General features: G+C 38.0%; 14 protein-coding genes. 5 read left to right on the forward strand and 9 right to left on the reverse strand.

Features of this window, described 5'->3' with window-relative positions; translation table 11 throughout:
- Window positions 1-2: 2 nt before the first annotated feature.
- Together B3P16_RS20780 and B3P16_RS20785 are read right to left on the reverse strand one after the other, a co-directional pair.
- Window positions 3-1,337, reverse strand: coding sequence for a TolC family protein (locus tag B3P16_RS20780; RefSeq protein WP_286844204.1), 1,335 nt, complete (start codon window positions 1,335-1,337; stop codon window positions 3-5).
- On the reverse strand, window positions 1,324-1,575 hold the full coding sequence (locus B3P16_RS20785) for a hypothetical protein (protein WP_286844205.1): 252 nt from the start codon (window positions 1,573-1,575) through the stop codon (window positions 1,324-1,326). The genes B3P16_RS20780 and B3P16_RS20785 overlap by 14 nt, the downstream gene beginning before the upstream one ends.
- A 91-nt stretch (window positions 1,576-1,666) precedes the next feature.
- Here B3P16_RS20785 and B3P16_RS20790 point away from each other — a divergent pair, with 91 nt between their 5' ends.
- Both B3P16_RS20790 and B3P16_RS20795 read left to right on the forward strand, forming a co-directional pair.
- Complete coding sequence (locus B3P16_RS20790; protein WP_286771169.1) at window positions 1,667-2,446, forward strand: AraC family transcriptional regulator; 780 nt, start codon at window positions 1,667-1,669, stop codon at window positions 2,444-2,446.
- Between the two features lie 47 nt (window positions 2,447-2,493).
- A complete protein-coding gene (locus B3P16_RS20795; protein WP_286844207.1) occupies window positions 2,494-3,096 on the forward strand; it encodes a hypothetical protein in 603 nt (200 codons plus the stop codon).
- Between the two features lie 125 nt (window positions 3,097-3,221).
- On the opposite strand, the gene B3P16_RS20800 is transcribed toward B3P16_RS20795, so the two are convergent.
- The 7 genes from B3P16_RS20800 to B3P16_RS20830 all read right to left on the reverse strand — a co-directional run bounded on the left by B3P16_RS20800 (window position 3,222) and on the right by B3P16_RS20830 (window position 10,755).
- Window positions 3,222-3,596, reverse strand: a complete 375-nt coding sequence (locus B3P16_RS20800) for a hypothetical protein (protein ID WP_286754516.1) — start codon at window positions 3,594-3,596, stop codon at window positions 3,222-3,224.
- 33 nt (window positions 3,597-3,629) lie between these two features.
- On the reverse strand, window positions 3,630-4,379 hold the full coding sequence (locus tag B3P16_RS20805) for a LytR/AlgR family response regulator transcription factor (RefSeq protein WP_070568500.1): 750 nt from the start codon (window positions 4,377-4,379) through the stop codon (window positions 3,630-3,632).
- Window positions 4,376-5,983 (reverse strand): sensor histidine kinase, encoded by a 1,608-nt coding sequence (locus tag B3P16_RS20810; protein WP_286844208.1) that lies wholly within the window; start codon window positions 5,981-5,983, stop codon window positions 4,376-4,378. Before B3P16_RS20810 ends, B3P16_RS20805 begins: the two co-directional genes overlap by 4 nt.
- Window positions 5,984-6,561: 578 nt before the next feature.
- Complete coding sequence (locus tag B3P16_RS20815; protein WP_286754514.1) at window positions 6,562-7,002, reverse strand: hypothetical protein; 441 nt, start codon at window positions 7,000-7,002, stop codon at window positions 6,562-6,564.
- Window positions 7,003-7,196: 194 nt separating this feature from the next.
- Window positions 7,197-8,747, reverse strand: coding sequence for a serine hydrolase (locus B3P16_RS20820; protein WP_286844210.1), 1,551 nt, complete (start codon window positions 8,745-8,747; stop codon window positions 7,197-7,199).
- Window positions 8,748-8,900: 153 nt separating this feature from the next.
- Window positions 8,901-9,560 (reverse strand): SanA/YdcF family protein, encoded by a 660-nt coding sequence (locus B3P16_RS20825; RefSeq protein WP_201303515.1) that lies wholly within the window; start codon window positions 9,558-9,560, stop codon window positions 8,901-8,903.
- 154 nt (window positions 9,561-9,714) lie between these two features.
- Window positions 9,715-10,755 (reverse strand): endonuclease/exonuclease/phosphatase family protein, encoded by a 1,041-nt coding sequence (locus B3P16_RS20830; RefSeq protein WP_286844211.1) that lies wholly within the window; start codon window positions 10,753-10,755, stop codon window positions 9,715-9,717.
- A 364-nt stretch (window positions 10,756-11,119) separates the two neighbouring features.
- Here B3P16_RS20830 and B3P16_RS20835 point away from each other — a divergent pair, with 364 nt between their 5' ends.
- From B3P16_RS20835 to B3P16_RS20845, 3 genes are all read left to right on the forward strand, one after another.
- Entirely contained in the window at window positions 11,120-12,046 is a 927-nt protein-coding gene (locus B3P16_RS20835) for a hypothetical protein (RefSeq protein ID WP_070568525.1), read from the forward strand.
- Between the two features lie 15 nt (window positions 12,047-12,061).
- Window positions 12,062-12,463 carry a luciferase family protein gene (locus B3P16_RS20840; protein WP_286844213.1) on the forward strand — a complete coding sequence of 134 codons (402 nt, stop codon included), beginning with the start codon at window positions 12,062-12,064 and terminating at the stop codon, window positions 12,461-12,463.
- Between the two features lie 170 nt (window positions 12,464-12,633).
- A complete protein-coding gene (locus B3P16_RS20845; protein WP_286844215.1) occupies window positions 12,634-14,175 on the forward strand; it encodes a protein adenylyltransferase SelO in 1,542 nt (513 codons plus the stop codon).
- The last annotated feature ends 327 nt before the right edge of the window (window positions 14,176-14,502 follow it).

A 14,502-nucleotide genomic window follows, 5' to 3' on the forward strand; every position in this document is an offset into this window, starting at 1 on the left:
TATTAAAGAATTCCGATAATTGCCAATAGCCTGATATGCTTAAGTTTAACGTTTGTTTGTGCTGTTGTCAGATTAAATTTAGCTTCCAACAAAGCATTTTCGGCTTCCAGAAGATCGGTCAGAAGGGATTCCTGGTTTAAGTAGCTACTTCTGATAACACGAGCAGTTTCGGCGGTTTTAATGATATTTTGCTCCGCTGTTTCCATGCTTTCCAAAGCCTGTTTTTGTTGTAAATAAGCCTCTTTTACCTCAAGGTAGATCTCCTCTTTTTTAATGTTTGCTTTTTCTCTTGCCTCATTACTGATCACTTGAGCATGAGCGATGGAATGCTTACTTTTGTATAGATTATCAATAGGAAACTGGACTTTGATCCCGGTCTGACCAAATCCCCATAGATCATTCGAATATGGATAAAATGAAATCTGCGGATAGGTGTAATTGTAAGTTGAATACAAGGAGATTTTGGGTAACAGCGTCGCTTTTACCTGCTTGACGTTCATTTCGCTCAATTTGACAGCGCTATAGGCTATCTTGTATTCCGGCGATTTGTTAAATGCGATGTCTAGATAATCCTCATAACCACCTTGAGTGATAGCCTTTAACTCGATTGTATCTTGGTATTTTATTGCAAGCTCAGCATCATTTTCTTTCCCCATCAGGATATTGAGCCGTTGTTTAGCGATTTCAATCTTCTTCGCGATATCAGAAAGGCTGAGTTCCAGTTGCGCTAATTTCACGGAGGTTCTTAATACATCGCTCTTTAGCACGGTGCCATTTTTATGCAAGCTTGCTACCAGTGTCAATTGTTTTTTTTCGGCTTCAATTTCTGCAGCAAGAAAATCCTGGAAATGCAGAAACTTATACAGATCAAAGTAAGCCGCTGCAACATTGTATTTTACACTGTGTTTTTGCAGATCGACTTCATATTGTGTACGTATCGCTTCTTCCTTTTTCATGGCGATGTTTCTTTTGTCCTTACCACCATTGTAAAGATTGACGTTCAGGTTGTAACCCACGCTGTAACCATAACCTTTTACCGGCACATCCTGTGGAGAAGAGAATAATCCATTGTCATAAATCAGGAATTTGGAATTGAGTTTTGCATCTCCGCCAACAAAAAGCTCAGGCAACAAACGATCTTTCGCTTCCAATATTTCCAAATTGCTCTGCTGAAGATGTAGATCGGATAGTTTCAGTTGACGGTTATTTGTTTCGGCTACTTTCCAAATTTCTTCCAAGCTTAATACCAGCTCATTAGCTATATTTTGGGCATAGAGTGATTGTACAAATAGGGTTAACAATAAGCTCAAAATCGGGACTATTTTATATTGTTTCATCGGTTTTGTTTATATATTTATTTCTTTTTACTAGCCATGGTTTTACAACCTTTTTCAATTCATCAAAAGCAAAAGTTAAATCTACCATTGGCATAAAAGCATAGTTATACCCATAAGCAAACCAGAAAATATGTGCACTGTCAATTCCTTCATCTGAATGATGTAATTTATTAGCAGACTTTTGGTCTTGTGTTTCAAGTTGAAAATCTTTGCGCGATGTTATGATTTTATGTTTCATAATGACTTTACTATTATTACATAGCAAAAGTATCCAGCATGACGAAGTATCATTTTATATAATTAGCCTAATATTTGTTAAATTTGGCCATATGGAAATTCTGAGCCAAATCATACATATTGTTGATCAAAATCCTGATTCTATCCTGGTGATGCGACAGCAGACAGAACAACGTTTGCCTGCCCACCAGCACAAGAAGGCTCAGTTGTTATTGGTTTATGGCGGGATTGCTTACCTGCAGACTGACGAAAAGGATTTCTATATTCCCTCAAATCATTATATCTGGATACCAAAAAATTATCGGCACAACCTGATGTTCAACACCCAGGACCTGTCTATTATCAATATTTATTTTCCGGAGGAAAGTGCTGGTAATTTTTATGAGGAGTTGGGGATTTATCCGGTGAGTAAGCTGCTGGCAGAGATGCTTTCATTTAGTGAGAAGTGGCAAGGTGATTATTACAAAGGTTCGTGGGAGTTTGAATTTTTAATCACGCTTAAAGGTGTATTATCAAAAGAAAATCTCAAAAAATTCTCCATACAACTTCCTACAACTGACGATCAAAGGCTAAATACCATAATTGAGAGTTTTAGAAATCGACTAAATGAAAATCTAAGCTTAGCTTTTATTGCTCAGCAATCGGGAATGAGTGTTCGTAGTTTGACCAGATTATTCCAAACCAAACTGCACATTACATTTGTTCAGTATTTAAAAATGCTACGGATTATTAAGGCAATGGAATTAATCAACGATACAGATTTGAATATGACCGAGATTGCGTATGATATTGGCTATTCAAATATAGCGGCTTTTAGCAATAACTTTTACTTGCTGACCAACATGAGGCCGACGGAATTTAAAATGAAGTAAGGAATAAAACTTTACAGTCCGCCTGTCCGACTAAAGATACGCCGACAGTGGTCCATGGGGTAAATACTGAAGATGGAAGGGTTTCTGTCTTTTCGTGCGCAAGCTGTACGACAAACAATATAAGTCCAGTAATCGAAATATTGGGCAGGAGACTGGGAATAAAAAAAGCAATACTAAATACGACACACGGTTATACAGCTTCACAGACATTGGTCGACGCTCCATCAAAAAAAGAACCGCGTATGGGACGGGCTGCAGGCATTAACCTTGCCCCCGCGGCCACGGGGGCTGCAATAGCGACGACAAAAGCACTTCCGCAATACGCCGGAAAGTTTGACGGTATAGCTGTGAGGGTACCTGTTCCAGTAGGATCCATCTCCGATATTACGTTTATTGCAGAAAGGTCCACCACAATCGAAGAGATCAACCAAATCTTGATCGAAGAATCAAAAACTGATCGCTATAAAAAGGTGCTAACGGTAACCGACGAGCCCTTGGTATCTACCGATATTATCAAAAGTCCATTTGCAGCGACAGTAGATCTAGAAATGACTCGAGTTGTCGATGGCGATCTGGTAAAAGTGATGGCTTGGTACGACAACGAATGGGGATTTACCAACCAAATGATTAGACAAATTCAATCGATTTAGCGCAATAGCAACGAAAAACTTAACGTGCGAGGGGTTATCTAAAGGTTATATAGCCCCTTCTTAATACAATTTTATACTTCTTGCAGCCCAGTCAAATAAAGTAAGCAGCATGCGTATTCAAATATTCAACTTTTAAACAAATCTTTCATTTTGTTAAAGTCCTGCTTAGGTTTTTTACAGCGATAGATCGTTAGCAGCACCCAATCTTCGCTACTTGCATAGGGACTATATAATTTTCGCACAGGAACAACTTTTTCGAAAAAAGGACAAAAGAAATCGTCACTGGTATCGTTGTAACAAATGGCAATCGCCGTTTGGGGCATACGGCCTGTCGGTGCCCAGTTATAGAAGCTACCGTGATAACAAAAGGCGTTCGGAAGCCCATATGTACTCTTCATCAGTTCGACTGCACCCTCCTGCGAGTAATGTTTGCCCCAAATAAGACAACTTGCTTTTTCATTCGGGGGTAAACTGTCGTATACTGAGCGTAATTCATGCATACCCGTTTCCCATTTTTGCAGGTCCAAGTTGTTTTACAATTGTGCCAAAGCGTTTTTTACGCGCTCACGGTTTGGTTTAGATACTGGTATTTTCTCACGGTTTGCCAATAGTAAAGTCCCGCCATCTTCCTTAAGCCAACTTTGGATATAAAAAGGGTTTATAAGGTGACTTTGGTGTGTTCGAATAAAGTTGTGTGGAATTAGTATTTCGCTGTATTCTCTTAAAGGTTTTGAAGAAATTATTTTCTCTTCATTTAGTAAGTGAAAAACGGTATATGTATCGTCTGCTTCACAACGTATAATATCGCTAATGAGTAAGTATCGAGTTTCGTTTTGAAAAGCAAGAGCTATCTTCTGAGGCACCCTCTGTTTCGATGTCAACTGCTGAATCAGAAATTCTACCCCGGGATTCTGCACTATTGTACTTACTTTTTTGCAAGCCTTTTCAACGGCCAATTTGAGCTCGTCTATATCAATGGGTTTTAGAAGATAATCTAATGCCGCATGTTTTATGGCTTGTATACCATATTGGTTGTATGCTGTAACAAAAATCACCTGAAAGTCTATTGTTTCAAAATCCTTAAGCAGGTCAAAACCTGTCTGACTCCCCATTTCTATATCAAGAAATACCAAATTGGGTCTATTATTTTTAATTAAGCTCGCTGCTTCAGTAATCGTATTTGCAATTGCCACAACTTCAACATGTGGACAATACTTAGCCAATAGCGCCTTTAAATTTTTGGTATTTGAAATTTCATCGTCCACTAAAATAGCACGTATCATAATAACCAGTTTTTAAAAATTAAAGATACGCATGTCCCCGTACTTTTAGATTCTGTATCTATGAAAATATTTGTCTCTGGATGCAATTCATTCCAAAGCTGTATACGCTCATTGGTTAACCTGATTCCTAATCCGAATGGTGTATGTGCTATATCATACCCTCGACCATTATCCAATATAGTTATTATCATATCACTCTCCCTCCTCTCAAAATATAAGCTAACCTTTCCACGTTCCTTCAATTCTGATATCCCATGTTTTATAGCATTTTCAACCAATGGTTGTAGGAGCATTGTTGGTATTTCGATGTTATTAGGATCAAGATCGTTAACATCAATCGCATATTCAAAACCAAATCGTAGCTGTTCCATCTGAAGATAATCGGTTAAAAGATTGCGCTCATCCGTGAGTGTATTTACCGATTCACTATCCAGCACATTTCGGGTGAGACGGGCAAATTTGCTTAAATACCTATTTGCATTGTCCACATCATTGTTATTTATAAAACTCTGAATGCTAGCGAGCGAATTGAAAAGAAAATGAGGATTGAGTTGCGCCTGAATCGAGATCAGTTTAGTTTCCGATATTTTTTTATTTAAACTCTCTTCTCGGATTTTTTTTCTATTTCTTCTACGCAGTACATAAATTAGAAGAAAGCTTATAATGCTAAAGATAATAATTAATGATAGAGACCACATGATCATATCTTGCATAGAGAAAGTTCTATCAATTTGTATTTTGACATTTTGTCTAAAACTAGACGATTCCATCTCTTTCTCCGTCATATTCTCTAATTGTGGTCGAATAATGATTTCATATTCTCCAGAATTTTTGAAATTCTCCCGACCTATTGAAATATTCGGTTGCTCTATTCCATCTACAGTGTAAAAACTGTAATTCCAAGAATTACTTTTAAATACAATGTTGCCAGTTTCCTTTTCTTTTACCAATAACGAGTAAATGGAACTGTAATCATTTTTTCTAACTGCAACCTTCAGAGCTGTAACATCATTGTCCAAGATAATTTTCGACGCATCTGTTTTCATTTCAACCGCAGATCTATTTGATCTATCAATTAGCTCCCTTCCAAGAAAGATAATATCAGTTTTTGGGATCGCTGTGTTATATATAATCACGCTTCCCTGTTCTGAAGGATTTTTTTCGTTATATAAGGTTACAGAAATGGTCTTATTTCGGATCTCCGTTATTGGCAATTCTGCTATATAACCAAATAAGCCGTGTTTGTTAAAGTTCAGGTCCTCTAAGCGTCCGGATAACAACGTATTTTTTAAATCATCGACAACAGCAAAGCGATAGTTCTTTATGCCTGAAAGTAGTTTAGTACGAATTTTGAATTGTACCCTATTTCCATTATTGATATAAGTCAGCGCTTGGTTGCTTATGTTGGGAAACCTGTTTGCATAGCTCCTAATTTTACTCAGACTATCGAAGGAGGCACCGATGCTTATTCCTGCAATATCTATACTCCCTAAATAATATTCTACCTTTTTGTCGATTGAATATTGTTCGCCCGTGCTGCTAACCTGAGCAACAATGGGTATCCAAAAGAATATAGCGATTAGTAAAAACGTGTTTTTTTTCATGATCTGCCGTTTATACTTACAAAACTCTATAATAATTAATTTTAAAAAAATGCAAAAACAGTATTGCTCTCCGCTCACTTGGTAAACTATACGCCAGGATCAGGATTTAATCATTTGAGCGCTCATCACAATTACGCTCTTATATCGAAAGGTATAAACACAAAGTCGACATAGCCGGACTCTATCTTATTGTATCCGACCGCATTCGCTTTCGAGAGTCGATTTGCGATTACGTTGATCCTTAGTCGCGCCATAAATGAACCTATTAGTTGAAGCTCAGACGTACCTGTCTTGATTCGTAGTAGCCATAACTTGACGAAAGCAATCCTGCTAGATTTTGCGAGTATTTAACTCGGTTACCTTTATATCCGGAGCGCCTATGCTGTTCTGGACATAATCATAAAGACCTCCCCTCCATAAGAAGAATTTTCCAATCAATAAGAGCTTCGGTAAAGAAGTCATTTAGGTTACAATAAGATCTGATTTTTTCACTTGGGTTACCGAGATATCACGGAGATAAGCGCCTTATACAAGTAATAAAAATAGGTATAAAAGCTTAAATATTCAAAGCGGGGAAACTACTCAGTATCAAATTGAAGGATCCCCTTCCCCTCGCGAATTGATTTATAAATACTATCCCGCAGTTTTGGATCTATGTTTTTTTGTTTAATGTATTTTAAAAAACCTGTAATGGTGTCATTATGATGATATATTCTTTCAGCACTACTCTTTTTCAATAATAATCTGTGATTACCAAGCAGATCCATTTCAGTTAATTCAATAGTTGAATGTATAGGTATTGGATCAGATAAGGTCACCTTGAAAGTTGGAACCTTTGATTTTAATAATACCCGATCCACCGTTCCTATTTTTTGATCGTTGAAATAAATATCATTGGGCATGGATGCTATTGTCTTTTCTTCTCTGAATTCCAGAAAATACTGTTTTTCCCTATCGAAATTACACCCCATCAAAAGTACGACCTCAATTAGTATTATTTTTACAGGTGAATATCTCATAATGCGTCTATAAATTATCATGGATTAAATCTCAAATACTTAAGATTCATTAAAGTCCCCATTTTTAAATTCACCCAATCTTCTGCTTTCGTATGTCAAATACAATTTGACAGCTAATCTTTTCTGTGGCAGCTGGCTTAGGAGTGCCATCGGGGCACCTCCTTTTCATGTTATTGCTCCATACGATTGGTCGGTTACTGCGATGCAGTAACAGGACTGGGTTTACGATCAAACATAACCGGTTTTTCACTACCGTCCAACAGAATTCCTATACCTTGAATCTGACCGTCCACATCGCTAAAGAAGTTAAAGAGAAGATTACTTGGTTCAGGATCTGCTACACCATTTTTATCGACAGACCTTGGGTCAAAAACATCATAATGTCGGTGGATAAGGACAACCTTCTCATAACCGAGTTCACTGTATAGCTTGTTATCCTTAAGCCTTACCTCAATAATTCCATATGCAGGATTCTCAAAAGAACCAGTGTACTGTTTTAAGGAATGGGAAGGTTTCGTCGCTGGAATGGGCAACTTTTCTTCTTCTTTTTTAACATGACGCAGCGAATCGATTTCAGCCTTTTTTTCACCATTCCAATCGATTGGTTCCAAGCCAAAAAGGATATCCGCTATAGAATTTCTGACCACCGTAGGGACCTTAGACACGTTTTGATTGGTTAATACGACAATTCCGAGTGTATCTGTTGGAAAAAATGCCACATTCGCAGAAAATCCGTTAATATTTCCACCATGTTCTACTTGATAATGTCCTCTATAGGAGCCAATCATCCAGCCTAATCCATAATTGGAAAGGAAAACATCTTTGTGTTTGTCCGGTAAAGCGGCATCCATCACCATTTGGGAGCTCGCAGCCTCATTTATATAATTTGCAGGAAGTATTTCTTTCCCATTGAAATAACCTTGGTTGAGCCAAACCTTGAGCCAATTAGACATGTCACTAGCACTGCTATTTATGCTTCCTGCTGGCCCCATACCACTAATATTATAATAATCAATCAGTTTTATCGTGTTATCTTTGGAAAGTGTATAGGGCAAAGAAGCATCGCTGTCCCGTTGAAATGCTAAGAGATCGGTATTAGAACGAGTCATTTCTAGGGGAGTAAAAAACTTTTCCTGTATATTTTGTTCCCATGTCTTACCGCTCAATCGCTCCACAATCATTCCTTGAGCAAGGTACATAAAGTTATTATAGAACCATTTCATGCGCAGGCCTGAACTGGGTTTCATAAATCTGACCCGTGAAATCAGACTATCTCTATTTTTACTATTGAACAGAAACCAAGATAAATCATAGCGGGACAAGCCTGTCCTATGCGCCATTAGGTCTTTAACCACGATTTGATTATCCATCTCATCATTGTAAAACCGTAACGCAGGCAGTAAAGATACCGCTCTGTCCTCAAATGTCAGTTTGCCATCCGCTCTCAACAAACCTAACAATGAAGCGGTAAAAGCTTTGGAGCTCGAACCGATTGCAAAAAGCGTATTCGGTGTAACAGGTTTTTTATTCGCGAAATCACGATAGCCAAATCCCTTATTATAAATTATTTTATCGCCTTTTACAACAGCAACGGCAAAACCCGCCACATGATGATCTTTTAAAACTTGGCCGAGAACAGAATCAATTGCTTTAAATTGATCTTTCTGCCCACCTACTTTCCCAACCTGAGAAAATAGTGAAAAAGAAAACCAGGAACAAAAAATAAAGGTTAAAAGGAATTTCATATCAAATTGGAATATATACGAAAATACTTATTCAACATGATTCCCGCAAACTACTGGAGACATTGCCTTTAATTTTTTTATTCCTGGTTGTTCTTAGGAGGTTGCTGAATTTTACGATAATAATTGGTCTATCAATCCGTAAAATCTCCTAAATTATTCTTTCGTATAATTCGACTTTCCGTTTACATCCACCTGCTTACCTAAATACTTTGGTTTTCTATTTCTCATTACATCCAAAACCGCTTTCGTTACCGATAGTTTTTCTCTAAATGCATAATATTTATATCCAGGGTAAACTCCTCGATCGGCACTATAACCGAATGATTTTATGCCTAATTTATCACCCAGATAAACACATCTATTTAGATGATATTTTTGAGATACCAAAATTGCCGTATCAACATTAAATATATATTTTGCCCGGTACATGGTCGAGTAGCTATCGAACCCAGCATAGTCAATGTAAATTTTAGCGGTATCGATGCCATTTTTCTGACAGTACAACTTCATTACGCTAAGCTCATCGTACTCGTCTCTTCCGTTGTCTCCCGACAACAATATTTTATCCACTTTGTGGTTTTTGTACAACGAAATCCCGGCATCGAGTCTATCTTTCAGATACCTACTTGGCTGATCACCATTGATGCCAGCGCCAAAAATGATGGCTACCTTGGTTCTTGGCACATCCTTAAGTTCAGTGAAAATCACCGAATCTGTTTTAGCCGTTACATTGCTATTGGTTATCACCACAACAACCAGGGCTACTACGCATAGAACGACAACCACTAAAACGAACCTTTTAATCTTTTTCATTAGCTTGATTTGTTCATGATAAACTTATCATTTTAAACACAAATTTAATAGTACAACCAATTGAAAATCGAACCAATTATAATTCGCTGCAGATAAATTATCATTCGTAGGCACTTACAGTCTTTTCGGTATATTTCATTTGGCTATTAATGCTCTAGAATTTAAACATAACCAACATCGCTTTATGATCGGTTGGCCACACGCCTTCGGGCAGCAGGAAGTTATCTTCACTATCTTTTTCCTGCTTCTGTCCATACTTTACGGTTTCTACAGGACCGACAATGTTAGCTTTTACTGGTTTCAACGGTTTTTTGCTGCGGTAATAAACATAATCGATCCGATCTCGATCATCCGCTGTGGGTGCCCATGCCAATTTCCCAATGGGAACATCCTTGTTAAAAGCAGGATAGGTAAAACCAGGATGACTGACCGGGTTGGGATATAATTGACGGAAACTATCTATAAATCCGGCTTTTTCTAATAAAACCGAACAGTCCCAAGGAACCACTGCCCCACGATGGTCGAAAAGATCTCTTGTAGCCAATGTCCAATCCAAATGTGAAGGCTCATTAAAATCACCTGCAATAATAAACGATTGTGATTGATCCTCTTTTTCTACGTCGCTCAGGATATCTTGGATAGCTTCATCACGTTTGCTTTTCCGATTAGCCTCAATAATGGTACCTACATCTGAAACAGGACGATCTAACTTCTCCCAGGTCAAACCATCGTAACCACGCGGCGAGTAGCATGCGTAATTTGTGTAGTCCAAGTGTAAAGAATAGCATACAAAAGAACGCTTTCCAATCTTGATCTTACTTTTTAAAACACCGCCCATGGTACTATCTTTTTCATAAAGCGCATGCTGTGATTCAATCGGATATTTGGAAATAAAACCGACATCCAGTTTTGCATCACTGGACTGGCCAAAATAGATTGCCCCTTTAGATTTGAGTTCCGTTAGTATACGCTGAATAAAATCTGTTCCCTTGTAATTGCGGACTTCACTAAAGAGAACGACATCTGCATGCTTGGCAATAATTTCGTCTGCTATCGCAGGAAACCCATTGGGCACAACAGTCCCCTCCTGCCAAATGTTGATCTGCAGTACTTTTACCTCATTTTTTGCCTGAGCGAAGAGTGTATGCCCCAAAAGGGCTATCACTAAAAGCAATATAATCTTTCTTAATTTCATTGGAGTTGTCTATTTCTACTGGAAAGTATTACCGCAACGTTCTTGCCGAGAGCGGTTTCTACCATTATCATATAAGCGAGTTTCTTACTTATTTCTGTAATAACCAAATAATTTTATCCACATTATCAACTCCAACACATTGTCGTTGACTTGCTTCATCAACTTTTTCGCGATTTGTATCGAATTCAGCAGTAGGATACATCCAACGCAACGGCATTTTTGTATTTGTAACATTTTGATCAGCTTCAATTGAATAGCATCATATTTATCAGCATTCCACAATTTATTAAATAGCGAATTATTTAATACCTTAGCCACACAAAGTTTTAGCACGACCGGTTTATGAACATAAAAATCAAGTATCATGAGTTTGAAACAAACGTTTTATAAAGTACGAAGTTCTAAAACAGTTCAGGGAATTCTAATCGCCAACATTTTTGCATTTCTAATTATTGGTATGCAATCTTCATTGCTGCCCAAGGATGCAGGGGTACTTGTTTTTTCTGAGTTTGTGATTATTCCACTGTTGATGGGTATTATCATGGCTTGGTGTTGGAAAGATACTGACATGAGAGGTAAACAAATAACCGCATGTTCTATCTTGGGTGGCCTTATGGCTATCTTACTCAGCTTTATATTCCTAGGTGAGGGCATTATTTGCCTCTTAATTGTTTCACCTCTTATCTTTGGCTTTGTTATCGCAGGTGCCTTTATTGGAAGGTCAATGTTTAAAAAGAGTAATCAAAAATTGAATATAAGCATTGTTAGCCTCTTACTTGGAATTTTTATTGTCGACTCCCTGACTGATCACCATCATGAAAATATGGTCTCCGATGAGATCTTAATTCATGCGAGTCCAACGCAAGTATGGCAACACGTGGTCGCCTTCGATCCCATATCTCAGAAGGAAAACTATTGGCTTTTTAGTATAGGAATGCCGAGCCCCATGGCTACAACGGTAAGTGAACATAAACTGGGCGCAAACCGAAAATGTATTTTTAGCAACGGGTATGTTTTCGATGAGAAGATTGTAAAATTTGACGTCAATGAAAACTTAATTTTTGATATCATTGATCAACCCAAAGACCCTGAAATCATGGGACATATCGATATCAAAAGAGGTCAATTTATATTGAAAGACAATGGAAATGGTACCACTACCCTTATTGGGAACAGTTGGTATAATCTCCATGTTTTCCCGACTTGGTACTATGACCTTTGGGCAGAAAGTATCACTAGGAATGTCCATTTCCGAGTCATGGAGCATATTAAACTTTTAAGCGAGCGATAATCTATGTTTTCTTTTGTGGTAAAAAGAGTTGGCTTTTTAAAGGATATCCCCTTATTAGCCATTCTATTTGATAGTCTCATGAGATTTTGGATGTTCATTGCCAAGCCTGAACTGCTAAATTGGATCGATGACCTGGAAGAAAATGTAAAAGGAATGCCCGGGACGACGATTGGGATACATAAATATGGTGGGACTGCGTTCAATTATTTGGGAAAGGAATTTGCACATGTCCATAGCAATGGTTTAGTGGACATTTTATTAAATAAAGAGCTAAAAAAATCATTGATGATGGAGGGAAAAATTAAGGACCACCATGTGTTTAAAAATTCAGGCTGGATCAGTTTTTATCTTCACAATAAGCAAGATGTTGCCTATGCCTGTTATCTCTTGAAAAAGGCTTACGATCGTACTAGATAAAAACAGCAGGCTATATTCTTTTAGACAGGCTTTGTCTTCATAAAATGTTCATTCACTGCAATAATTAGCTATCGGCTCTTTATTTTGGCTATCTATGTACTCATTATTAAGACACCATCTAGGTATAAAAAAGGAAGGTCTTTATCTTTTAGATTTAATATCTTTGCTGTATGAATATTGAACAGATCAAACAACCTTTCCTCAAAAAATTCCCTGGAGATTTTTCCAATAACCCTACACAGCGAGGCACGCCAAAAGTGCTATTTGCTACGATTGAACCTGCAGGGTTTGAACAGCCCCAACGGATTGCTTTTAACGAAGCTCTTGCTGAGGAAATAGGGCTGGGTAAATTTGAAGAAAAGGATCTTAACTTTCTGGTAGGCTCTCACCTACCCGACAATATTCAGACCTACGCTACAGCTTATGCCGGACATCAATTTGGTAATTGGGCCGGGCAACTGGGCGACGGGAGGGCCATTCTGGCGGGAGAAATTACCAATGCTGCTGGTAAGAAGACCGAAATTCAATGGAAAGGAGCAGGTGCAACACCCTATTCAAGGCGTGCAGACGGAAGAGCCGTATTACGGTCTTCTGTACGTGAATACCTAATGAGTGAAGCCATGCATCACTTAGGCATACCTACTACCAGGGCTTTAAGCCTAGCCTTTACAGGAGAAGATGTTCTTCGCGATATCATGTATAACGGCAATCCACAATACGAAAAAGGAGCCGTAGTGATCAGAACCGCCGAAAGCTTCCTTCGCTTTGGACATTTTGAACTGATGTTTGCTCAGGGTGAACATACGTTATTACAGGATCTGCTTGATTTTACAATTGAAAATTACTTCCCTGAAATTGTTTCATCCGATCAGCAGAAATACAAAGATTTTTTTGAGAATGTATGTATCCGCACAGCAGACTTAATGGTAGAATGGTTCAGAGTAGGTTTTGTACATGGGGTAATGAATACAGACAACATGTCCATCTTAGGCCTAACGATCGATTATGGTCCCTATTCAATGCTGGATGAATATAATTTAAATTTCACCCCGAATACTACGGATCTACCGGGAAGAAGATATGCATTTGGAAAGCAGGCACAGATTGCCCAATGGAATCTATGGAAACTCGCAAATACCCTCCAGCCCATCATCAACGATGAAAAGTTTCTTGAAAACACCCTAAATAATTTTGGCGTTAATTTTTGGGAAACTCATGACAGAATGCTCTGCAAAAAATTCGGATTTGATGAACTAAAAGAAGAGGATGAGGTGTTTTTTAATAACTGGCAGAGCTTAATGCAGGACCTCGCATTGGATCATACCTTATTCTTCAATCAACTGGAGAAAACAACACCAGAAACTGATTTACAGGAACATTTCAGCCCGGTAGCTTACAGCGCTTTAAATGAAGAAAAGCTCAGCAGACTGAAAGACTTCATGGAAAACTATCGATCCCGTCTGAATTCAAATGCTATTTCAAAAGCTGAGTCCGTGGAATTAATGAAAAAAACAAACCCCAAATTTATATTGCGGAACTATCTTCTTTACCAATGTATTGAAGAAATTAGTGCCGGAAAAACAGCACTGTTAATGAAGCTAACGCAAGCATTAGAAAATCCTTACCAGGAATTATTTCCGGAATTTTCCGTCAAGCGTCCTTCAAGCTATGACGACACCGCAGGATGTTCTACACTTTCATGCAGTTCGTAGTATGAAATGCCCCGTTCGTTAAACATTCAGGGTGGGTTTAAAAGCTAAAGTTTAGGATATGTAGATTTTCTAAAAATAATCATACACAATAGCCAGCCAACAAGTAAACCTGCCAAGAGATAAGACTCCAGGTGCATATCCTGAAAACTAACACTAGGTATATCACTATCCGAAGCAAACTCGGCCCTTTTTAATAGGTCACGTATCTGAGCAACTTTAAATTTTAAATAAATCACGCGTATTCCACAAAATATAGATCCTGACGTACAGATCAATAGTATAGTAAACCATTGATTTCTTACCGAAGATATTTTACAATAATTTTTG

This window comes from Sphingobacterium sp. UBA7631, from assembly GCF_002483935.1.
Lineage (GTDB): Bacteria > Bacteroidota > Bacteroidia > Sphingobacteriales > Sphingobacteriaceae > Sphingobacterium > Sphingobacterium multivorum.